This is a genomic window from Pseudomonas hamedanensis (assembly GCF_014268595.2).
In the GTDB taxonomy this organism is placed as follows: Bacteria; Pseudomonadota; Gammaproteobacteria; order Pseudomonadales; family Pseudomonadaceae; genus Aquipseudomonas; species Aquipseudomonas hamedanensis.
In genome coordinates this window covers 2,129,602-2,150,710 of sequence record NZ_CP077091.1, presented here as the reverse complement: position 1 = coordinate 2,150,710, position 21,109 = coordinate 2,129,602, and the positions used below count along the sequence as shown (strand labels likewise).

The 21,109-nt window shown below is 60.3% G+C and carries 19 protein-coding genes; 3 read left to right on the top strand and 16 right to left on the bottom strand.

The genetic code is table 11. The annotated features are described in order from the left end of the window. Nucleotides 1-2: 2 nt before the first annotated feature. Nucleotides 3-809 (bottom strand): alkaline phosphatase family protein, encoded by an 807-nt coding sequence (locus HU739_RS09165; protein ID WP_186552484.1) that lies wholly within the window; start codon nucleotides 807-809, stop codon nucleotides 3-5. 180 nt (nucleotides 810-989) lie between these two features. Further along, the gene (locus tag HU739_RS09160) at nucleotides 990-2,057 is read right to left on the bottom strand and encodes an ABC transporter substrate-binding protein (RefSeq protein ID WP_186552483.1); all 1,068 of its coding nucleotides are present in this window, start codon (nucleotides 2,055-2,057) and stop codon (nucleotides 990-992) included. A 350-nt stretch (nucleotides 2,058-2,407) separates the two neighbouring features. On the opposite strand from HU739_RS09160, the gene HU739_RS09155 reads away from it, so the two are divergent. Further along, nucleotides 2,408-3,121, top strand: a complete 714-nt coding sequence (locus HU739_RS09155) for a UTRA domain-containing protein (protein WP_186552482.1) — start codon at nucleotides 2,408-2,410, stop codon at nucleotides 3,119-3,121. 590 nt (nucleotides 3,122-3,711) lie between these two features. On the opposite strand, the gene HU739_RS09150 is transcribed toward HU739_RS09155, so the two are convergent. The 8 genes from HU739_RS09150 to minC all read right to left on the bottom strand — a co-directional run bounded on the left by HU739_RS09150 (nucleotide 3,712) and on the right by minC (nucleotide 11,945). Then, nucleotides 3,712-5,046, bottom strand: coding sequence for an amidohydrolase (locus tag HU739_RS09150; protein WP_186552481.1), 1,335 nt, complete (start codon nucleotides 5,044-5,046; stop codon nucleotides 3,712-3,714). Between the two features lie 64 nt (nucleotides 5,047-5,110). Further along, nucleotides 5,111-7,264: a mechanosensitive ion channel family protein gene (locus HU739_RS09145; RefSeq protein ID WP_186552480.1), complete on the bottom strand. Its 2,154-nt coding sequence runs from the start codon at nucleotides 7,262-7,264 to the stop codon at nucleotides 5,111-5,113. Between the two features lie 74 nt (nucleotides 7,265-7,338). After that, nucleotides 7,339-7,515 (bottom strand): hypothetical protein, encoded by a 177-nt coding sequence (locus HU739_RS09140; protein ID WP_186552479.1) that lies wholly within the window; start codon nucleotides 7,513-7,515, stop codon nucleotides 7,339-7,341. 192 nt (nucleotides 7,516-7,707) lie between these two features. Beyond that, nucleotides 7,708-8,997, bottom strand: a complete 1,290-nt coding sequence (locus HU739_RS09135) for a M18 family aminopeptidase (RefSeq protein WP_186551919.1) — start codon at nucleotides 8,995-8,997, stop codon at nucleotides 7,708-7,710. A gap of 247 nt (nucleotides 8,998-9,244) precedes the next feature. Then, on the bottom strand, nucleotides 9,245-9,880 hold the full coding sequence (locus tag HU739_RS09130) for an RluA family pseudouridine synthase (protein WP_186551918.1): 636 nt from the start codon (nucleotides 9,878-9,880) through the stop codon (nucleotides 9,245-9,247). A 91-nt stretch (nucleotides 9,881-9,971) separates the two neighbouring features. Further along, complete coding sequence (minE, locus tag HU739_RS09125) at nucleotides 9,972-10,226, bottom strand: cell division topological specificity factor MinE (protein WP_003223146.1); 255 nt, start codon at nucleotides 10,224-10,226, stop codon at nucleotides 9,972-9,974. Beyond that, on the bottom strand, nucleotides 10,226-11,038 hold the full coding sequence (gene minD, locus HU739_RS09120; RefSeq protein ID WP_007913953.1) for a septum site-determining protein MinD: 813 nt from the start codon (nucleotides 11,036-11,038) through the stop codon (nucleotides 10,226-10,228). The genes minE and minD overlap by 1 nt, the downstream gene beginning before the upstream one ends. Before the next feature lie 169 nt (nucleotides 11,039-11,207). Next, on the bottom strand, nucleotides 11,208-11,945 hold the full coding sequence (minC, locus tag HU739_RS09115; protein ID WP_186551917.1) for a septum site-determining protein MinC: 738 nt from the start codon (nucleotides 11,943-11,945) through the stop codon (nucleotides 11,208-11,210). Between the two features lie 116 nt (nucleotides 11,946-12,061). On the opposite strand from minC, the gene HU739_RS09110 reads away from it, so the two are divergent. Both HU739_RS09110 and HU739_RS09105 read left to right on the top strand, forming a co-directional pair. Beyond that, on the top strand, nucleotides 12,062-12,994 hold the full coding sequence (locus HU739_RS09110) for a lipid A biosynthesis lauroyl acyltransferase (RefSeq protein WP_186551916.1): 933 nt from the start codon (nucleotides 12,062-12,064) through the stop codon (nucleotides 12,992-12,994). A 34-nt stretch (nucleotides 12,995-13,028) separates the two neighbouring features. Then, complete coding sequence (locus HU739_RS09105) at nucleotides 13,029-14,201, top strand: patatin-like phospholipase family protein (protein WP_186551915.1); 1,173 nt, start codon at nucleotides 13,029-13,031, stop codon at nucleotides 14,199-14,201. A gap of 132 nt (nucleotides 14,202-14,333) precedes the next feature. Here the strand turns inward: HU739_RS09105 and HU739_RS09100 are convergent, their stop codons facing one another. From HU739_RS09100 to alc, 6 genes are all read right to left on the bottom strand, one after another. Then, nucleotides 14,334-15,119 carry an outer membrane protein OmpK gene (locus HU739_RS09100; RefSeq protein ID WP_186551914.1) on the bottom strand — a complete coding sequence of 262 codons (786 nt, stop codon included), beginning with the start codon at nucleotides 15,117-15,119 and terminating at the stop codon, nucleotides 14,334-14,336. A gap of 372 nt (nucleotides 15,120-15,491) precedes the next feature. After that, nucleotides 15,492-16,277, bottom strand: coding sequence for an outer membrane protein OmpK (locus HU739_RS09095; protein WP_186551913.1), 786 nt, complete (start codon nucleotides 16,275-16,277; stop codon nucleotides 15,492-15,494). A gap of 155 nt (nucleotides 16,278-16,432) precedes the next feature. Continuing rightward, on the bottom strand, nucleotides 16,433-17,791 hold the full coding sequence (locus HU739_RS09090) for a nucleobase:cation symporter-2 family protein (RefSeq protein WP_186551912.1): 1,359 nt from the start codon (nucleotides 17,789-17,791) through the stop codon (nucleotides 16,433-16,435). Between the two features lie 298 nt (nucleotides 17,792-18,089). Continuing rightward, nucleotides 18,090-19,403, bottom strand: coding sequence for a urate hydroxylase PuuD (locus HU739_RS09085; RefSeq protein WP_186551911.1), 1,314 nt, complete (start codon nucleotides 19,401-19,403; stop codon nucleotides 18,090-18,092). A gap of 51 nt (nucleotides 19,404-19,454) precedes the next feature. Continuing rightward, complete coding sequence (locus HU739_RS09080; protein WP_007913973.1) at nucleotides 19,455-19,958, bottom strand: ureidoglycolate lyase; 504 nt, start codon at nucleotides 19,956-19,958, stop codon at nucleotides 19,455-19,457. Between the two features lie 119 nt (nucleotides 19,959-20,077). Further along, entirely contained in the window at nucleotides 20,078-21,073 is a 996-nt protein-coding gene (alc, locus tag HU739_RS09075) for an allantoicase (RefSeq protein ID WP_186551910.1), read from the bottom strand. Between the last annotated feature and the right edge of the window lie 36 nt (nucleotides 21,074-21,109).

Sequence of the window (21,109 nt, the reverse complement as noted above, 5' to 3'; positions counted from 1 at the left end):
ATTCACTTGAGCAGCTCCCGGCACACAGGCTTGTCGTGGGGTACGCCGAGCAGTTCGCACACCGTGCCGCAGAGTTCGGTCTGCTTCGGCGCAGCGTCAGGGTTCAGGCTGAATGCATCGCCAAAGATGAACAGCGGCACCTGGCGTTCTTCCGGCAGCAGGCCGTTGTGTGAGCGATCATTGTTCATGCCATGGTCGGCGGTCACCAGCACCTGATAACCAGCGTCGAGCCAGGTGTGCAGATAGTCGGCAAGAATGATGTCGGCCGAGCGGGCGCTGTTGCGGTACTGCGCAGAGTCGAGGCCGTGTTTGTGCCCGGCATCATCGATGTTCATCGGGTGGACCAGCAGGAAATTCGGTGCGTGGCGCAGGCGCAGGTTTTCCGCGTCGGCGAACAGGTGCGAATCCGGATAGTGGTCGTTCCAGTAAAAATGGCCGTGCTGGATTGGCAGCGACGGATCGTCGGTGTGGCGATCGCGTGCGGCGACGAATGGCGAGCGGTTGTACAACTCGCTGACCCAGTGGTACGCCGCCGCGGCGGTTTTCAGCCCGGCATCGCGGGCGTAATGGTAGATGCTGCGTTGATTGGAGAGGCGCGAGACATTGTTGTGGACGATACCGCTGTCGATCGGCGGCACGCCGGTAAGAATGCATTCGTAAAGCGGTCGGGACAAGGCGGGCAGTTCGCACTCCAGCTGATAGAGCGCCGCGCGTCCTGCGCCAACATAAGCCTGCAGATGCCCCATGGCGTGACGTGCAACCTCGTGGTTGAGGCCGTCGAGCACGACAAGGATGACGTTGTGCTTCATAGGGGCAAAAACTCCGCGAAACAGGAAATTTCAGATTCAACCCGGGTCCCTTTGTAGGAGTGAGCCTGCTCGCGATAGCGGTTGAACATTCAACACAGTGTTGACTGAACTACCGCTATCGCGAGCAGGCTCACTCCTACAGGGGATCTCCAGCGGATCACGCAATGGTGATCAGCCGCTTTATTTCATCTCGACAATAACCTCTTCGTTCCACTGCTGCGGCAGGGCTTTGGAGGTCTTTTCCCACGCATCGGCGTCTTTGATCGGCGTGACTTTTTTGTACTGCTCGTTCGGCAGCAGCTTGGCCTTCACGTCTTCCGGCAGTTGCAGATGCTCGGCGCGGATCGGGCGGGCATTGCCGCGGGCAAGGTTGGTCTGGCCGGCGTCGCTGAAGATGTATTCGCGGGTCAGCTTGGCGGCATTAGGGTTTTTTGCGTACTTGTTGATGATCGTGGTGTAACCGGAAATCACCGAGCCGTCAGACGGGATCAGCACCACGTAGTCATCAGGGTTAGCCATCTTGGCCTTGTAGCTCAGGCCGTTGAAGTCCCAGACCACGCCGACTTCGATTTCGCCTTTTTCCATGGTGGCGATGGTCGGGTTGGCCATCGACAGACGACCCTGTCTGGCGATGTCAGCGAACAGCAGCAGGGCAGGTTTGATGTTTTTCTCGTCGCCACCGTTGGCCAGAGCAGCAGCCAGTACGCCGTTTGCGGCCTGGGCGGCGGTGCTCACGTCGCCGATGGAGACTTTATATTTGCCGCCCTTGAGGTCGGCCCATTTGGTCGGTACTTCGGAGCCGTGCAGCAGTTTTTTGTTGACGATGAAAGCGATGGTGCCGGTGTAGGCCAGCGCCCAGTTGCCGTCCTTGTCCTTGGCCCAGTCGGGGATTTGATCCCAGGTGCTTGGCTTGTACGGCTGCACCACGCCTTGCTTGACCGCGATCGGGCCGAAGGCGGCACCGACGTCGCCGATGTCGGCGGTGGCGTTGTCTTTCTCGGCGGCGAACTTGGCGATTTCCTGGGCCGAACTCATGTCGGTGTCGATGTGTTTAAGGCCGTACTTTTGGGCCAGATCCGCCCAGGTGCCTTTCCAGTTGGCCCAGTCATCGGGCATGCCGACGCTGTTGACGGCGCCTTCCGCCTTCGCAGCGGCTTCGAGGGTTTTCAGGTCGGTGTCGGCCGCCATGGCGGCGCTGCACATAGCAATGGTCGAGCCTAACAGTGTTGCCAGGAAAAGCTGTTTCATTCCGAAGCTCCTTGGTCGTGTTCAACGCTGCGATTGCGGTTTGTGTTGGTCTAGGTCAGCAATACCTGAGCCAATTTAAGGGCGCTGGATGACACTTTGATGTCGAGGGCCTGTTTGCGGGGCTCTTGCTTGCCCGGTGTCGGCAGGTGCCAGATAAGCGTAGACCATGCTCAAGCCACGGCAGACAAGGGACTTGGCCGATGTATTGCAAGTCGTGAGCAAGACCGTTGAGCCGTTTTGTCATCTGTTGTTCATCTACGCTGCCTAGGCTTGCAACAGACGAAAACGGTTCATTTACCGGTCGGTCTTGCCCTGAAATAGTGCTGGTCTAGTCCAGATAGGTAACGTTGATGCGTGATGAGGCAACCAAAGCGGTGACAGCGATTGGCCAGGTGTTGCAGGAGCAGCTTGATCATGGCTTGTTGGCAGCGGGCAGCAAGTTGCCGGCCGAACGCAAGCTCAGTGAGCTGTTTGGCACGACGCGAATCACGGTGCGTGAGGCGTTATTGCAGCTGGAGGCGCAGGGGCAGATTTATCGCGAGGAGCGGCGCGGCTGGTTCGTTTCGCCGCCGCGTCTGGCCTATAACCTGATGCAGCGCAGTCACTTCCACGCGATGGTCAGTGCGCAGGGACGCGAGCCTTCGACGGAGGTGATTTCGGCGCGCTTGCAACCGGCTTCGGCGGCGGTCTGCGCGTGGTTGCAGTTGCCGGCGTTGTCGAGCGTGATTCAGATTTGCCGGTCGCGGCGGATTGACGGGCGTCTGGTGTTGTATGTGGAGCACTATTTGAATCCGCAGTTTTTTCCGGGGATTCTGGCGTTTGATTTGAATCAGTCGATTACTGAGTTGTATGCGCGGCATTACGATTTGCACTATGGGCGGGTGCGGTTCGAGATTGTTCCGACTTCATTGTCGGTGGATGCGGCGGCGGCGTTGCGGGTGTCGGTGGGGAGTCCGGGGTTGCGGATTGCGCGGGTCAATTATGATCAGCATGGGCGGTTGATCGATTGTGATCTGGAGTTTTGGCGCCATGATGCGATTCATGTTGGGGTTGATGTGGTTTGACCTTGGCGGCCTTTGGGCCGACCAGGTTCATTGGGTTTTGTGGGTATATCCGTTTTTTGCGGTGCTACCGCTGGCGGTTTCGCCCTTACGGCGAGGCACTTTTTCCAGACGCCGAAAAAGTACCCAAAAAGGCTTTGCCCTGACGTTCGGCCCGCTCGCTGGGGCTCGGGGTGCCTTCGCTACGGGATTGTTCCGGGCGCAGCGTCTCCGGTTTGCTTCGCTGCACCTCCTCTCGCTGTGTTTGGCTGCGCCAAACGGTCGCTGCGCTCCCACGCCCGGATCAATCCCTCCGCTCAGCCTGCCGACGGGCTCTGAGATCAAGATCAAGAGCCTTACTCGAGCTAACGCTCATTGTGTTGAGTGGTGAGAAGCGCGGCGGTCTGCTTGCTCTTGCTCTTTTGTGGGAGCGAGCCTGCTCGCGAAGGCGGCCTGACAGCCGACCTGTTTCTTGAGGGTGAACTTGAGCCAATTGTAGGAGTGAGCCTGCTCGCGATGGCGGCCTGTCAGCCCAACCATTTTTGACAGGCTGCACACGGTTCAAATGTGGGAGCGGGCTTGCTCGCGAAGAGGCCCGCGAAGTCACCCCGTCTCTATTTGCCCACCCCCGCATTCGCATACAAATAATCCGTCGCCAACGAAGCCAGTGTCCTGACCCCGACTACCAACGCCGACTCGTCCACGAAGAACCCGGGATTGTGATTGGGTGCGGCCTTGCTCATGTCTTGGTCTCTCGGGGTGACGCCCAGAAACACAAACAACCCCGGCGCTTCCTTGGCAAAAAATGAGAAGTCTTCCGCGCCACCCACCAGCGGGCCTTGCACGACGTCGTCCTTGGCGGCCCATTTCAGGGTGGGCAGCATTTTTTCCGTCAGCGCCGGGTTGTTAATGGTCGGGTCGTATTTTTCGATGATGGTCACATCGGCTTTTGCGCCGCCGCTTTCGGCGATTTTTTCAACGGTCTGGCGGACGTCGGCGTGCAGTTTCTGGCGGATGCCGTAGTCGTAGGAGCGGATTGTCCCGGTCATGTCGACCGATTCGGGGATGATGTTGTAACGCGTCCCGCCATTGATGGTGCCGATGCTCACCACCGAGGGATATGAGGAGATGTCGGTGCGGCGGCTGACCACGGTTTGCAGGCCGACCAGGGTTTGCGCGCCGACGGTGATCGGGTCGATGCCGTCCCAGGGGCGGCCGGCGTGGGTTTGTTTGCCGAGGATTTTGATGCGCAGGTCGTCGGAGCTGGCCAGGGTCGGGCCGGGGCGGTAGGCGATCTGGCCGGCGGGGATGCCGGCCCAGACGTGCAGGCCGAAGACCGCGTCGGGTTTCGGCGATTTCATCACGCCTTCCTGCACCATCATTTTTGCACCCCAGGTGTTTTTGCCGTCGGGGATGAAATCGCTTGGGCCTTCTTCGGCGGGCTGGAAATAGAACACCACGGTGCCGGGCAAGGTCTCGCGCATGCCCGTCAGAATCTTCGCGGCACTGAGCAGGATCGCGGTGTGGGCGTCATGGCCGCAGGCGTGCATGACGTCGACTTCTTTGTCCAGATAAGTGCCCTTGGCTTTCGAGGCGAATGGCAGGTTGGACACTTCTTTGACCGGCAGAGCGTCCATGTCGGCGCGCAGGGCGACGGTCGGGCCGGGCAGGGCGCCTTTGAGGATGGCGACCACGCCGGTGCGGGCGACGCCGGTTTTCACCTCAAGGCCCATTGCCTCGAGTTGCTTGGCGACCAGCTCGGCGGTGCGTTTTTCAGTGTTGCCGAGTTCCGGGTGGGCGTGCAGGTCGCGACGGGTTTCCAGCAGTTGCGGCTCCAGCTTCTGCGCCTGTTCGGCGATTTCCGAGCGGGTGCTTTCCAGAGTGGCAGCACCGGCGTGGCCGGCGATCAGGGTGAGCAAAACGGTCTGGGCAATGCGCGTCAGTTGCATCGGAGTCTCCTTGATTATTGTTGTCAGGCTTCCTTGCCTGTGACTGCGGCGGCGCGCTTGAGTGCTATTCCTTTGGCTGACCGCCACCGGCTGTGATCACTTGTACGCTCATGCGCGGCGTTGCCAGATCCAGCCCGGCTTCATCCAGATGTCGTTTCAAAGACAGATTGAAAGCCCGGGACACTTCCCACTGCTTGATCGGCGCGGTCTTGAACCGTGCGCGCAGGATCGCGCTGCCGGATTCAAAACTTTCCACACCTTGAATTTCCAGTGGCGACCAGATGTTGCGACGCTGCAACGGGTCGGTGCGCATTTTCTGGCCGACTTCGCGCATCAGTTTGATCGCGTCGTCAATTTCCATGTTGTACGGCACCGCGACGCGGAAGATTGCGTAGCCGAATTCCCGCGAGTAGTTCTTGATGCTTTTGATTTCGCTGAACGGGATGGTGTGGACGATGCCGTCGATGTCGCGCAGGCGCACGGTGCGAATGGTCAGGCCTTCGACGGTGCCGAGGTGGCCGCCGACGTCGACGTAATCATCGATGGCCAGCGAGTCCTCGATGATGATGAACAGCCCGGTGATCAGGTCGGCGACCAGCGACTGCGCACCAAAACCAATGGCCAGACCGATCACACCGGCACCGGCCAACAGCGGCGTGACGTTCATGCCCATATTCGCCAGCGCGACGATCAGGGCGATGATGAAAATCGCCACGAACAGGACGTTGCGGATCAGCGGCATCATCGTCTGCGCGCGAGCATTGGCCAGGCCTTTGCGTGAGCGGGTGAGGGCGTGGTGCACGGCGGTGTCGGCGAGGATCCAGATCAGCCAGGAGAATATCAGCGTGCCGATCAGGCTGAACAGCTTGACGCTGATGTCATGGCCTTCGCCGTCGGCAAAAGCGATCAGCGACTGGCCCCAGACGCGCAGGCCCAGTTCGATGAACACCAGCCACACCAGCAGGTGCGCGAGGGTGTAGAAGAAGTTTTTCAGTCGCTCCGAGTACAGCGCATGACGTTTCGGCCCGCGTTGCGGCTTCAGCGAGTGGCGACGCACGAGGCCGTTGATGACCATGCACAAGACCAGCAAAACAGTGCAGATCAGTGACTGGCGCAACGCCGTGCTGGTGTCGCCGGCGGAGACAAAAGTGGCGAACAACGAGACGCCGACCAGCACCAGCGCCGGTACGTACCAGAAGGTCCCAAGAATTTCGATGGTGTCGCTGAGGGCGCGACGCGTCAGGCGTCGAGACAACGGCTGGTTGCGGATCAAATGCGCGATCGGTCGGCGGAAGCGCAGAATGAACAGCCCGGTCGAGAGGGCGGCGAGTACATTGGCGGTGGTCGCGGCGGTATGGGCCAGGTGCACGCCCAGGCTTTCGATCAGGCGCGGATCGCTCAATGCCTCACCGAACGCGGCAAAGCTGCCGATCAGCCATAAAGGTCGAAAAGCCTGATGGCGCAGGATGTACAGCGCGCGATGGCGGTGCGGGCCGTCGAGCAGGGAAAAGGCAATCACGCAGATCGCCGAGAAACAGGTGCCGACCACCAACGCATAGGCCAATACCATCGCCAGGCTCTTGCCCAATGACGAGGGCAGCGCGTAGCTCATGTAGACGGTCATCACCAGCGCGATCAGCCACGGTCCGAGCTTGCGCAACGCGAAGCGCAGCATGTCGAGGGCCTTGGGGTGTTGCGGCAGTTCTTCGGTGAGACCGAAGCGCAGGCGCACGCGGTGACCCAGCCAGATCAGGGCGGCAGCGAGCAGGCTCCACAGCATCAGAATCATGGCGAAGCCGAAGATGATCGGCAGCCATTCGTTGGCCGGCAGCAACATGCCGGTCAGTTCGTCCTTGGCCAGATCGATCTCGTTGGACCAGCGGGTGATCGGGCTGTCGGCGCCGGAAAACTGTTTTTCGAAGTTGGCCAGGGTGCCGCCGATCAGGCCCAGCACACCTTCTTCCGGCGCGGCCTGGGCTTGTTTCGTAGCGTCGCGCAGCTTCTTCAGGTCGCTGAGCAGTTGTGCGCGTTGCTTGTCGTTTTCCAGCGACTTGATGACTTCATCCAGCGACTGACCGAGGGGTTCCTGGGCTTCTGGTTGCGGCTTGGAAGTATTGAGCAGGCCGGGCAAACCGACCGCTTGTGCGGGCGCCAGCGGCAGCAGCGTCATCAGGCAGACAAGAAACAGACCGGGCAAAGCGAAAAGACGAGCAAACACCAGGGGACAACCTCGCGAGGGGCGGATGCGCTGGAGTGTACGAGGCCCTTTGGCGCAATGCGAGCCGGGCTCGGTCATTCGTTCAGCTTGGCGAGGATCTTGTAGACCACGGTGGCGAGGATCATCAGCATGCCGACCCACATGGCGAAGACACCGGCGTTCTTGTCACGGAAATTGAAGCCGATGGCCAGCAAGATCATTCCCGAGAGAATCGGGACGAGCATGGCGTGGAAGGAGGACATCGAAATCATGGAGACGGCCTTGTCTGGGAGGGATGGTTGCAGTCTAGGCGGGTTTTCGAAGCGGGGGCGTGATGTGGCTCAGGAATGCTTTAAGTCAGTGGGGTATTTGGTGTCTGATCCGGCGCTTTCGCGAGCAGGCTCGCTCCCACAAGTTGGAATGCAACATGTGGGAGCGAGCCTGCTCGCGAAGCTTTTCAGCCATTACGGCAATTCACGACTGGCATAGAACGCGCTGAGCACTTTGACCAGGTGCGCCAGGTCATGGCTGCCGCACAGTTCGCGGATCGAGTGCATGGCGAAGGTCGGCAGGCCGATGTCGACGGTGCGCACGCCCAGATGGCTGGCGGTGATCGGGCCGATGGTCGAGCCGCAGCCCATGTCGCTACGCACGACGAAGCTCTGCACCGGGACTTCCTCGGCCATGCACAGATGGCGGAAGAAACCGGCGGTTTCGCTGTTGGTGGCGTAGCGCTGGTTGCTGTTGACCTTGATCACCGGGCCGGCGTTGAGTTTCGGGCCGTGGTTGGCGTCGTGCTTTTCGGCGTAGTTGGGGTGCACGCCGTGGGCGTTGTCGGCCGAGACCAGCAGGGATTTCTGGATGGTGCGGACGAACTCGTCACCGTCCGGCAGCACGCGGCGCAGGGTCTGTTCGAGCATCGGGCCGTCGGCGCCGCAGGCCGAGCAGGAGCCGACCTCTTCGTGGTCGTTACACACCAATACGCAGGTTTCGTCGGTTTCGGCGGTGAGCAAGGCTTGCAGGCCGGCATAGCACGACAGCAGGTTATCCAGGCGTGCACCGGCAATGAAATCGCCGTTCAGACCGATCACCGCAGCGCTTTGCGTGTCGTAGAAACTCAGCTCGTAATCCAGCACCACGTCGGCGTTCAGTCCGTGTTCGCGGGCCAGTTGATCGGTGAGCACCGCGCGGAAGTCGACACGCTCGTCACCGGCGAATTGCGCGAGGATCGGCGGCAACTCGGTCTGGGCATTGATCGCCCAGCCCTGATTGGCTTCACGGTTGAGGTGAATCGCCAGGTTGGGAATGATCGCGATCGGCGCCTTGAAGTCGATCAACTGGCTCTCGACCTTGCCGTCTCGGCGGAAGGTTACACGGCCGGCCAGCGACAGGTCGCGGTCGAACCACGGCGCCAGCAGCGCGCCGCCGTAAACTTCGACGCCCAGTTGCCAGAAGCCCTGGCGCTGCAATTCCGGCTGCGGCTTGACCCGCAGGCAGGGGCTGTCGGTGTGTGCGCCGACCAGACGGATGCCCCCGTGCAAGGGCGAGTTGCGGCCCATTTTGATCGCGACGATCGAGGAATCATTACGGGTGACGTAGTAGCGGCCGTTGGCCTCGGTGGTCCAAGGCTCGCGCTCGTCGAGGCGCACGTAGCCGGCGGCCTCCAGGCGTTGAACGAGACTGGCGGTGGCGTGGAACGGGGTAGGGGAGGCCTTGAGAAAATCGATCAGGCCCTGGTTCAACTCTGCGCGCATAAGAAACTCCAGACAGCAATGGGCGGGAGTTTAACGTATTGGCCGGACAATTGAATCCGATGCAGATCCTTGGGGGAGCTGGCTTGCCAGCGATTGCGGTCTTGAAGCCGGCCGATCATTGTCAGACTGACGCAATTCAATGTGGGAGCGGGCTTGCTCGCGAAGGCGGTGTATCAGGAACACGCGGGTTGACTGACACATTGCTTTCGCGAGCAGGCTCGCTCCCACATGGGCTTGGTGATGCCTGTCAAAACGGCGCTGGGCACTCGAAGCGCAGGCGTTCGCCGGTTTGCGGATGGGTGAAGCCGAGCATGCTCGCGTGCAGGCACAGACGTGGCCAGGCCGCCAGCGCCTGCTCGTGGGCATAGAGCCCGTCACCGAGCAGCGGATGGCCAATCGATAACATGTGTACGCGCAATTGGTGCGAACGGCCGGTGATCGGCGTCAGCTCGACGCGACACCAGTCGCCGCAACGCTCCAGTACCTTCCAGAACGTCAGCGCGTGTTTGCCGAATTCATGATCGACCACATGGCGTGGTTTGGTCGGCGGATCGTAGCGCAAGGGCAGGTCGATGCTGCCGCTGTCCAGTTCCGGCTGACCCCAGGCCAGCGCGGTGTAGGCTTTTTCGGTTTCGCGGTCATGAAACTGCCGCGACAGTTCGCGATGAGTGTCGGCATCACGGGCCAGCAGGATGATGCCGGAGGTTTCCCAGTCCAGGCGATGGACGATGCGCGCTTCCGGGTAACCGTTTTCCTGCAGGCGGGTGATCAGGCAGTCCTTGTTGTCGTCGGCGCGACCGGGCACCGAGAGCAGCAACGTCGGTTTGTCGACCACCAGTACGGCGGCGTCCTGATGGATGATGCGGATGTTGGACAGCGGCATTAAAACAGCCTCGTAACAAATGCCAACGGCGGCTCAGGGCCATTCCGCAAGGGGAATGGCCCTGAGCCGCCGTCGTACCTGCCGGATCGACTCAGCGATCGGGCAGGGTGATGTTGAGTTCCAGAATCGAGCAACTGCCCTGGCTTTCCAGTGCTACGTGTACGTCGTCGTTGCCGATGTTGACGTACTTGCGGATCACGTCGACCAGTTCCTTTTGCAAGGCTGGCAGGTAATCCGGCGTGCTGCGCTGGCCGCGCTCATGCGCCACGATGATCTGCAGACGCTCTTTCGCTACCGAGGCGGTACTTGGCTTTTTGTTGGCACGAAAGAAGTCAAAAAGGTTCATTACCTACCTCCAAACAGGCGCTCGAAGAATCCCTTCTTCTCGACATCGAGGAATCGGTGGGCTTTTTCTTTGCCCAGCAAGCGGTCGACGGTATCGCTGTACGCCTGACCGGCATCGCTCTGGTCGTCGAGAATCACTGGCACGCCCTGGTTGGACGCCTTGAGCACGGCCTGGGATTCCGGGATCACGCCGAGCAGGGTCACCGAGAGGATTTCCTTGACGTCTTCAACGCCGAGCATCTCGCCCTTTTCAACACGCTCCGGGTGGTAGCGGGTGATCAGCAGGTGTTCCTTGATCGGGTCTTCGCCACGTTCGGCGCGGCGCGATTTGCTCGCCAGCAGGCCGAGCATGCGGTCCGAGTCACGTACCGAGGAGACTTCCGGGTTGGTCACGACGATCGCTTCATCGGCGAAGTACATGGCCAGGTGCGCGCCTTTCTCGATGCCCGCCGGGGAGTCGCAGACGACGAACTCGAATTGTTCCTTGAGCTCCATCAGGACTTTTTCCACGCCTTCGACGGTCAGTGCGTCTTTGTCGCGGGTCTGGCTGGCGGCCAGCACGTAAAGGTTTTCCAGGCGCTTGTCTTTGATCAAGGCCTGTTGCAGGTTGGCTTCGCCGTTGACCACGTTGACGAAGTCATACACTACGCGGCGCTCGCAACCCATGATCAGGTCGAGGTTACGCAAGCCCACGTCGAAGTCGACGATCACTGTTTTGTGGCCGCGCAGAGCGAGGCCGGTACCGATAGCGGCGCTGGTGGTGGTCTTACCCACACCACCCTTGCCGGATGTAACCACGAGAATCTTGGCCAAGGTGTTTCACCCCTAAGGAAGAAGGACTGTTCAGCCCCTGAAAAACATCTCTTGAAAACTACTGCAGTCGGACAGCCTTGGCTGGAATTTGGCTTTTGGCCTTTTTCCTACTTCGTTTGAGCCGTTTTCGCTACGTTTTAGAGATGCTTGGAAAATGCGGCAGTATCCGTTAAAGCCGAATGATGTTCAACACGTCGCCCGACAGGCTGACCTGGACGCCCGAGCCCCACATCGGATCGCGACGCAAATCTTCGGAGACCTTGTAATGTCCGGCGATGGAGATCAGTTCAGCGCTCAATTGCTGACAGAAAATCCGCGCCTTGGTGTCACCTTTGACGCCGGCCAGCGCCCGGCCACGCATCGGACCGTATACATGGATGTTGCCATCGGCGAGAAGTTCCGCCCCCGGACTGACCGAAGAGACCACCACCAGATCGCCACCCTGGGCATAAATCTGCTGGCCACCACGTACTGGCGTGGTGATCACGCGGGTCGGTTTGACGGTCGGCTCAGGCGGTTTTTCCGGCTTCTTTTTGACTTCGGCTTCGGGCATTTCCAGCGGTCGCTCGCGGGCGCCCGAAGGCGGCAGCACGGGGATGTCGATGGCGATGGCGGCGGCAATGTCTTCGATGCGACTGGCGCGAATCGCCAGGGTGCGCAGGCCATGCTGGCGACAGACGCGCATCAGTCCCGGCAAGTCGACGGCGCCCTGATTGGGCGGCAGTTTGTCCAGCGCCAGGACCAGCGGTGCATTGCTGAAAAAATTAGGCGCCTGGGCGACTTTCGCGGCCAATTGCCGATCGAGGCTTTCGAGGTCGTTACGGGCCAGTTCCAGCACAGTGATGGCCAGCATGCTGCCCTTGAGCTGGAATACGGGATCTTGGTCTAACGGGTCGGTTTGGCTCATGTCGGCATACAACGGCTTGTCACTAAAAGTGCCGAGACTTATAACGAGAACGCCCGCGGGCCGCAAGCCGGGTCGAACGATGTAGAATGCGCGGCCACTGTATTTACGGAAGCTTTATGGATCGCCCGCGTTTTCGAAAAGCATTTCTCTCGCCACGCTTCTGGCCGCTCTGGTGCGGCTTGGGGCTGCTGTGGCTGATCGTGCAATTGCCGTATCCGGCGCTACTGACCATCGGTCGAGTTCTGGGGGCGTTGATGTATCGCGTGGCCGGCGACCGACGGGCCATCGCCCGGCGCAATCTCGAATTGTGCTTCCCGGAAAAATCCGCCGCCGAGCGCAAACGCCTGCTCAAGGAAAACTTTGCCTCCACCGGCATCGCCTTTTTCGAGATGGCGATGAGCTGGTGGTGGTCCCGCGAGCGCCTGGCGAAGCTGGCCCATGTCGAAGGCCTGGAGCATTTGCAAAAGGCTCAGCGCGAAGGCAAGGGCGTGATTCTCATGGCGGTGCACTTCACCACCCTGGAAATCGGCGCGGCCCTGCTCGGCCAGCAACACACCATCGATGGCATGTACCGCGAGCACAAGAATCCGTTGTTCGACTTCATTCAGCGGCGCGGCCGTGAGCGGCACAACCTCGATTCGCTCGCAGTGGAGCGCGACGACGTGCGCGGCATGCTCAAGTTGCTGCGCGCCGGCCGGGCGATTTGGTACGCGCCGGATCAGGACTACGGCGCCAAGCAGAGCATCTTTGTGCCGCTGTTCGGCATCCAGGCCGCGACGGTGACGGCGACGACCAAGTTTGCCCGTCTGGGCAAAGCACTGGTGGTGCCGTTCACTCAGGAGCGTCTGGCCGATGGCAGCGGTTATCGGTTGGTGATTCACCCGCCGCTGGAGGATTTCCCCGGTGAAAGCGAAGAAGCCGATTGCATCCGCATCAATCAGTGGGTTGAAGGTGCCTTGCGCGCCTGCCCCGAGCAGTACTTGTGGGCGCATCGCCGCTTCAAGAGCCGTCCACCGGGCGAACCGAAGCTGTACCCGAAACGCGGTTGATTCACCTGACTTTTAAACTCGTTGGAGTGGTGCGATGAGCCCGGCTGAACCGGTCACAGGGTTGATTCTTTCCGGCGGCGGGGCTCGGGCGGCGTACCAGGTGGGCGTGCTGGCGGCGATCGCCGAGTTGCTGCCGTTGGGCGCGGACAATCCGTTTCCAGTGATCGTCGGCACCTCGGCCGGGGCGATCAACGCCGTCAGCCTCGCCAGCGGCGCCACCGACTTTCGCGCTGCCGTCGAACGCCTGACGCTGTTCTGGCAGGGCTTTCGCAGCCATCGCGTGCTGCGCAGTGACTGGCCTGGTGTGATCCGTCAGGCCAGTCGTTTTGTCAGCCATAGTCTGCTCGGCATCGGCCGCCAGATGCCGGTGGCACTGCTCAACAGTTCGCCGCTGCGCGAATTGCTCGATGAAAAACTGCACCTGCCCGGCATCGCCGAGGCCATCGCGCGCAAACAACTGCACGCAGTCGCGGTGACCGCGTTCGGCTACGAGTCGGGGCAGGCGGTGACGTTCTATCAGGGCGGCGGCACGATCGACGCATGGCTCCGACATCGGCGCATTGGCGTGCCGACGCAACTTTCGGTTGATCATCTGTTGGCCAGTTCGGCGATTCCGCTGTTGTTCGCGCCGGTGAAAATCGGCGAGGAGTATTTCGGTGACGGCGCGGTGCGCCAGTCGGCGCCGATCAGCCCGGCGTTGCACCTGGGCGCGAGTCGGGTGCTGGTGGTGGGCGTCAGTGGCAACCCGCGCGGCGGCGATCCGCAAGCGCCGCTGGAACGCACCGGTACCGGCCAGCAGCCGACGCTGGCGCAAATCGGCGGGCACATGCTCAACAGCACGTTCATCGATTCTCTGGAAAGCGATATCGAGTTATTGCAGCGTCTGAACCAGTTCAGCCGCCTGCTCCCCGATGGCACGCCGACCCGCGAACTGGGCGTGGCGCCGGTGGAGGTGCTGGTGATTTCCCCGAGCCAGCCGATCGACGAAATCGCCGCGCGGCATCGTCAGGAATTGCCGGCGGCGCTGCGTCTGTTTTTGCGTGGACCGGGAGCGACCAAGACCAGCGGGGCGGGGGTGTTGAGTTACCTGCTGTTCGAAGCGGGGTATTGCAGCGAATTGATCGATCTGGGGCGGCGTGATGCGTTGGCCAAGCGCGGGGAATTGTGCCGGTTTCTGGGGATATCCGAAGCGGTGGTTCACGCATGAAATTGCGGCGAGCCTATTCGCGAGCAAGCTCGCTCCCACAGGGTTTTGCATCGAATGCGTAATTTGCAGTCAACATAGAACCACTGTGGGAGCGGGCTTGCTCGCGAAGGCGTCGGTAAGGACGCCGCCGGATCAGAAGTGGAACTTGACCAGGAAGCTGGTAGTGCTCTGATCGGTCTTGAAGTACTGGCTGTCCTTGATTCCGTACTTATCCGACCAATAGTCGTATTCCACACCCACATACAACTGCTTCTCGCCGACATTCAGCGCCTTGCCCAAGTCGTATTTGATTTGCGGGTTGAAGTGCAGGTTGGCGTGGTAATCGCCTTTGGAATTGGAGTCGTTGTCGACCACCCAGTCCATGAAACCGTCGATCAGGATGTTCGATTTGCCCACCGGGAGGGTGTAGGACCAAACCGGGGTAATCTGCCAGACGTTGTCGCCCGCACGTGCGCCTTGGGTGTGACGTTGATAGAAATTCAACTGGAAGTAGTCGAAGCCCGGGATCGCCAGGTCGAAGCCTGGACCGATCAGGTACGACTCGGTGTCGCCTTCACCGAACTCATAAGTCATGGCCAGCAACACGTCAGTCACCGGGCCGAAGGCCAGTTTCTGATCGAAGATCTTGCCGAACGACAGGCGCGGACTGAGCTCACCGTAGTAAGTGTTGGAACCGACGCCGCCGTCGTCCTTGCCGTTGTAGAAGATCTTGTCGATGAACAGGAAGTTGTCCCCATACTTCCAGGCATCGGCGTGCTCGAAGGTCACGGTCTGCTGAATGCGCGGGTTGACCTGGAAGTCCTTGCCATAGAGGTAGGTCAGGCTGTTGTTCTGCCACTGCAGCAGGCCTTCGGCCATGGCCTGGCCGCCGGCGAACATCGATCCGGCCAGCATCAGGCTGGTGCACATACGTTTCATTCGGTTGCTCCCAAAGTAGGTGTTCCAGGTTATTTTTTTAAGATCGGCGCTCTGATGTGGCGCCTTTTTTCGTACCGCAAAATTCATCCGATCGGTCAGCTTTGAATGCTGGTAGCAAAAGCTGCGCCAAGGCTTTCGGAAAAACAAAAAACGCCCGTTCGGCTGCTGAAAAACAGTCGATCGAGCGAGTTTTCGGGATGCCTCAGTGCTGACCGGGGCCGGGATAAGTTGGCTTTTCGGTCAGGAATTAAATCCGGGCTTTTTTTTAGACCGAATTCAGAAGGCCGCGGAGAATACTGACTCCTCGGCCAGCGCTCAAGTGCCCCGCAACAGAGCAGCGACGACAGGCATGGGGCACGGTTGCGGGCCATCTTAGAAGTGCACCTTCAGCAGCAGGCTGGCGGTGTTCTGGTTGGTGTCGAACGAGTGGGTATTTTCGACGCCGTATTTGTTCTTCCAGTAGCTGTACTCGGTGCCGACGTACACCTGTTTCTGACCCCAGCCCAGCGCTTTGCCCAGGTCGTATTTGATCTGCGGGTTGATGTGCAGGTTGGCGTGGTAAGTGCCACGCGAGTTTTCATCGTTATCGACGACCCAGTCGAGGTAGCCGTCGATGAGCACATCGGAATTGCCCAGCGGGAAGCTGTAGGACCAGCCCGGCGTGATTTGCCAGACGCCGTCGCCGGGTCGCGGGCCTTCGGTCTGGCGGCGGAAAATGTTCAGGGTGACGTAGTTGAAGCCGGGCACTTTGAGGTCGAAGCCGGGGCCGATCAGGTAGGCCTCGCTTTCACCTTCACCGTATTCGTAAGTCATCGCCAGCAGCACGTCCTTGATCGGGCCGAACTCGAGCTTGCGGTCGAAGATCTTGCCGAAAGAGAAGCGCGGGGTGAATTCGCCGTAGAAGGTGTGTGGACCTTTGTTCTGATCTTCCTTGCCGTTGTAGAAGATCTTGTCGACGAACAGAAAGTTGTCGCCGTACTTCCATTTGTCGGCGTGTTCGAAGGTGACCGTCTGCTGGTACGACGGGTTGATCGCAAAATTTTTGCCGTACAGGTAGGTGAGGCTGTTGGTCTGCCACAGCAGCAGGTCGCCGGCCATGGCGTGACTGGCGGCCAGCAGGCCGCCACCCAACAGAACGTTGGTGTGCGTGCGAATCATCTGTTGCTCCCTCTTGTTTTTATTGTTTGAGGCGCAGAGCTGTTCCTGTAGGAGTGAGCCTGCTCGCGATAGCGTTCTTTCAATCAACTCATGTGTTGAATGTCATACCGCGATCGCGAGCAGGCTCACTCCTACAGGGGGGTAGCGTTTTTCAGTTAATGCTGGTGAGCATGGCAATCGTTGATCGCCGCACGCTCCTTTCCGCCGAGGATGTTGAACAGCAGGTTCAGCGTCAGCGCGCTGAGGGTGGCCATGGCGATGCCGCTGTGGGTGATCGGGCTCATCCACATTGGCAGGTGGGCGAAGAACTCCGGGCGCACCACGGGGATCAGGCCCATGCCGATGCTCACCGCGACGAGCAACTGGTTGCGGCGATCACCGATGTCGGCTTCTTGCAGAATCTTGATACCGGTGGCAGCGACCATGCCGAACATCGCAATCGCCGCGCCGCCCAACACTGCCGGTGGAATCGATGCCACCAGAAACGCGGCTTTCGGCAGCAGGCTGAGGACGATCAGCAGGCCCCCGGCGACGATGGTCACCGAACGGCAGCGCACACCGGTCATCTGCACCAGGCCGATGTTCTGCGCGAACGAGGAGTGGGTGAAGGTGTTGAAGAATCCGGCGAAAAACGACGCGCCGGCATCGCACAGCAAGCCGCGGCGCAGCATGCGCGGGCAGACTTCCTGGCCAGTGATCTTGCCCAGCGCGAGGAACATGCCGGTGGACTCGACGAAGATGATCACCACCACCAGGCACATCGACAGAATCGGCGCGAGCTCGAATTTGGGCATGCCGAAATGCAGCGGGGTGACGAACTGAACCCACGGTGCGGCGGCCATGCCGCTCAGGTCGACCATGCCGATCACCCCGCACAGCACGTAGCCCAGGCACATGCCGATCAGCACGGAAATGTTCACCCAGAAACCGCGCATGAAGCGGTGCACCAGCAGGATGGTTGCGAGCACCAACGCGGCAATGGCGAGATAAATTGGCGAGCCGAATTGCGCCGCGTCGGCACCGCCTCCGGCCCAGTTCACGGCCACGGGGAACAGCGATAAACCGATCGAGGTGATGACCGTGCCGGTCACCAGAGGCGGAAAGAAGCGCACGACTTTGGACATGAACGGGGCGATGATCATGCCGAAGAAACCGGCGGCGATCGTTGCGCCGAAGATGCCTTGCAGGCCGATGCCGGGCATGCCGGCCATGGCGACCATGCTGCCGACCGCGGCGAAACTGGCGCCCATCATCACTGGCATGCGAATGCCCATCGGGCCGATGCCAAGCGACTGCACGATGGTGGCGATGCCGGCAACCAGCAGGTCGGCGTTGATCAGGAAGGCAATTTCTTCACGACTCAGGCCAGCGGCCTGTCCGATGATCAACGGCACCGCGATGGCACCGCCGTACATCAGCAGAACATGTTGCAAACCGACCAGGATCAGTTGCAAAAGGGGCAAACGCTGAATGGCGGGTGCGTCGGGTATGCGCGCTTTGGACAGCTCGGACATGCAACACCTCGGATCTTTTTATTCTTGTGATTAACAGCTGCCGGGTTGCTTGCAGCTGTTTCTTTGCATCATTCGTATGTGTGGCCAGGGGATTTTGTGGCGAGGGGATTTATCCCCGATGGGCTACGAAGTAGCCCCAAACCCTGCGATCGCAATACATCAGGCAGATGGCAATTGCAGTTTTTGCGACGGCTGCGCCGCCGATCGGGGATAAATCCCCTCGCCACAGGTAAATCCTCAAGCACAGGCAAATTCCTTCACCTCAAAAAGCCTGTTTTTACACAGGCTTTGGTGTGGCTTAGTGGGTCTGCGCTCCCTGGGCAATCCAGGCACCGATCAGGTCACGTTCCTGCTGGGTCATCTGGGTGATGTTGCCCAGTGGCATGATCTGCGTGGTGATGGCTTGCGCCTGAATGCGCGCGGCGTTCTGGCGGATTTGCTCGGGGGTGTCGAGTATCACACCCGCCGGCGCTGCGCTGAACAACGGGCTGGTCGGTTTGGCCGAGTGGCACACCGTGCAACGCTCTTGAATCACGTGGTGCACTTTGTCGAAACCGGGTCCGGCATTGGCGGCTTGCGCCGGAGCTGCTGCTGGCGCTGCGGGCGCCGCCGGTTGAGCTGCGTCAGCCGGTTTCGCGCCACCGCCCAGTGCCGTTTCCGGCAGCGGCTGGTACTCGATTTTCGCCGCAGCTTTCGCCACGTCAGGTGCGGTCGCCATCGGCGCCGGGCCGGTGACATACGCCAGACTGATCATGCCCACCGCTGCCACTGGCAGGGTCCAGGCAAATTTGTGGCTGTCGTGACGGGTGTTGAAGTAGTGACGCACCAACACCGCCAACACCGCGATCCCGGCCAGGATCAACCAGTTGTACTGGCTGCCGTAGGTGCTCGGGAAGTGGTTGCTGATCATGATGAACAGCACCGGCAGGGTGAAGTAGTTGTTGTGTCGCGAACGCAGCAAACCCTTGGCCGGCAGCGCCGGATCGGGCGTGCGGTTCTCGGCAATCGCCGCCACCAGTGCACGTTGCGCCGGCATGATGATACGGAACACGTTGCCGACCATGATGGTGCCGATGATCGCGCCGACGTGCAGATACGCACCGCGACCGCTGAACACTTTGCTGAAGCCATAGGCCGCGGCGATGATCAGCACGAACAGGATGAAACCGAGCAGGGCGGGTTTTTTGCCCAGCGCCGAATCGCAGAGGAAGTCGTAGACGAACCAGCCAACCACCAGCGAACCGATACCGATGGCCACGCCTTCAGGACCACTGAGGCCGCTGCCGGGGGCGACAAGATAGAGCACAGGATTGGAGTAGAACACCACGCACAGCAGCGCGATCCCCGACATCCAGGTGAAGTAGGCTTCCCATTTGAACCAGTGCAGGTTGTCCGGCATGGACGGTGGGGCCAGTTTGTATTTTTCCAGGTGGTAGATACCGCCGCCGTGGATCGCCCACAGGTCACCGGCCAGACCGGTTTTCGGGTTGACGCGGTTGAGGTTGTTCTCCAGCCAGACGAAGTAGAACGACGCGCCGATCCAGGCCACGCCAGTGATCATGTGAACCCAGCGCACGCTCAGGTTCAGCCATTCCAACAGATGTGCTTCCACAGTCTTTACCTCTCGCCTGTCACTCTTGTTGTCGAGTGATCAGACCTTCTCTTATTGGTGGGGGGCGAGGATCAAACGCTCATCCTCTTTGAAAAAATGCTCATCGCAGTTATTGCCTGTGCCACTGCGATCAACCACCAGGAAGTCATCCCGCTTTTCGATCGTCAGCACCGGGTGGTGCCAGACGCCGCGATGGTAATTGATGCCCTGCCTGCCGTTGGTGACGAAGGCGCGGACCAAGCCTGATACAGGTTCATCGCCAAGTGGCGCGACCACGATCAGAAAGGGGTTGCCGAGCAGCGGAATGAAAGCCTGGCTGCCCAGCGGATGGCGTTCCAGCATGCAAACGGTCAGCGGCATGTCCTGCGCGTCGGCGCGGAAAATGCTGATGATCGCGTTGTCCTCAGGCTGTGCGGTTTCGACCGTCGCCAGTTTGTGGAAGCGCATGGTCGAACCGTTATTGATCATGAAGTGATCGCTGCCGTCGGTTTCGATCACGTCACCGAAAGGGGCGAAGGCTTCTTTGGTCAGCGGTTCAATCTGTAGTGTGCGCATGCTGTTCTTCTTATCCAGATCTGTGTTGACTGTTCTGACGCCTTCGCGAGCAAGCTCGCTCCCACAGGGGAATGCATTCCAAATGTGGGAGCGAGCTTGCTCGCGAATGGCTTCACTGCTTATTTAGCGACCTTGCCCAGTACTCGCAGGCGACTCACGCCGCCGTCCGGGAACACGTTCAGGCGGATGTGGGTGATCGGACCGAGTGCCTTGATCTGCTCGACGAAGGTGTGTTCGGCGTGCATTTCCAGCTTCTGGCTTGGCAGCAATTCGCGCCAGAACAGCGACTGCGTTTCGATCTGGCTGTCAGTGCCGCCCTTGACGAACGCGCCCTGGATCGAGCAAGTGTCCGGGTAGTTGCCTTTGAAGTGCAGGGTGTCGACGACGATCTTTTCGATCTCGCCCGGATGGCCCAGCGCGACGATGACCCAGTCATTGCCCGGCGTGCGACGACGCGCGGTTTCCCAGCCGTCGCCCATGTTGATGCCACGGCCCGGGTTGAGAATGTTGCTCATGCGGCCGAAGTGTTCGTCGGAGCAGGCGAGGGCGCGACCGCCGTTCAGGGCAGCAGCCAGATCCACTTGTTCGTTATCGCCAACCGCCGACCAGTCGCGGAACGGAACGCCGTAGACGCGCAGACGCGCGACACCGCCGTCCGGGTAGATGTTGAAACGCAGGTGGCTGAACGCCTCGGTGTTGCTGATTTCATGGTAGTGGTGGCTGTTGCCTTGCAGCTCGACGGCCGACAGCACTTCAGTCCACTGGGTATTTTCATCAGGCTCGCCCGAGGCCAGGAAGCAGGCTTCCAGCGAGGCCGATGGCGGGTAGTTGCCGGTGAAGAATGAAGTGTCGATGTCCACGCCTTTGATCGAGCCCGGTACGCCCAAACGGATCACCGCGCTGTCGAAACCTTCGAAGCGCTTGCGGCGCGATTCCCAGCCGTCCATCCACTTGCCGTTGTCATCGAACACGCCCTCCTTCCACACGGCCGGAGTCGGTTGAAACAGACGATTGGCGTCTGCGAACCAGTCATCGGTGACCGAAATGATCTTGGTGCCCAGGCGGGCATCGGCCAGGTTGACGTATTTTTCGAAAGGTACGGCGTAAGCTTTCATTCTTCTTGTCTGCCTTTGATAAGTTGGCTGGGGATG

What these genes read in the sequence shown, in the direction of transcription:
- HU739_RS09165 (WP_186552484.1), bottom strand. Translation starts at nt 809, where the DNA reads ATGAAGCACAACGTCATCCTTGTCGTGCTCGACGGCCTCAACCACGAG.
- HU739_RS09160 (WP_186552483.1), bottom strand. Translation starts at nt 2,057, where the DNA reads ATGAAACAGCTTTTCCTGGCAACACTGTTAGGCTCGACCATTGCTATG.
- HU739_RS09155 (WP_186552482.1), top strand. Translation starts at nt 2,408, where the DNA reads ATGCGTGATGAGGCAACCAAAGCGGTGACAGCGATTGGCCAGGTGTTG.
- HU739_RS09150 (WP_186552481.1), bottom strand. Translation starts at nt 5,046, where the DNA reads ATGCAACTGACGCGCATTGCCCAGACCGTTTTGCTCACCCTGATCGCC.
- HU739_RS09140 (WP_186552479.1), bottom strand. Translation starts at nt 7,515, where the DNA reads ATGATTTCGATGTCCTCCTTCCACGCCATGCTCGTCCCGATTCTCTCG.
- HU739_RS09135 (WP_186551919.1), bottom strand. Translation starts at nt 8,997, where the DNA reads ATGCGCGCAGAGTTGAACCAGGGCCTGATCGATTTTCTCAAGGCCTCC.
- HU739_RS09130 (WP_186551918.1), bottom strand. Translation starts at nt 9,880, where the DNA reads ATGCCGCTGTCCAACATCCGCATCATCCATCAGGACGCCGCCGTACTG.
- minE (WP_003223146.1), bottom strand. Translation starts at nt 10,226, where the DNA reads ATGAACCTTTTTGACTTCTTTCGTGCCAACAAAAAGCCAAGTACCGCC.
- minC (WP_186551917.1), bottom strand. Translation starts at nt 11,945, where the DNA reads ATGAGCCAAACCGACCCGTTAGACCAAGATCCCGTATTCCAGCTCAAG.
- HU739_RS09110 (WP_186551916.1), top strand. Translation starts at nt 12,062, where the DNA reads ATGGATCGCCCGCGTTTTCGAAAAGCATTTCTCTCGCCACGCTTCTGG.
- HU739_RS09105 (WP_186551915.1), top strand. Translation starts at nt 13,029, where the DNA reads ATGAGCCCGGCTGAACCGGTCACAGGGTTGATTCTTTCCGGCGGCGGG.
- HU739_RS09100 (WP_186551914.1), bottom strand. Translation starts at nt 15,119, where the DNA reads ATGAAACGTATGTGCACCAGCCTGATGCTGGCCGGATCGATGTTCGCC.
- HU739_RS09095 (WP_186551913.1), bottom strand. Translation starts at nt 16,277, where the DNA reads ATGATTCGCACGCACACCAACGTTCTGTTGGGTGGCGGCCTGCTGGCC.
- HU739_RS09090 (WP_186551912.1), bottom strand. Translation starts at nt 17,791, where the DNA reads ATGTCCGAGCTGTCCAAAGCGCGCATACCCGACGCACCCGCCATTCAG.
- HU739_RS09080 (WP_007913973.1), bottom strand. Translation starts at nt 19,958, where the DNA reads ATGCGCACACTACAGATTGAACCGCTGACCAAAGAAGCCTTCGCCCCT.
- alc (WP_186551910.1), bottom strand. Translation starts at nt 21,073, where the DNA reads ATGAAAGCTTACGCCGTACCTTTCGAAAAATACGTCAACCTGGCCGAT.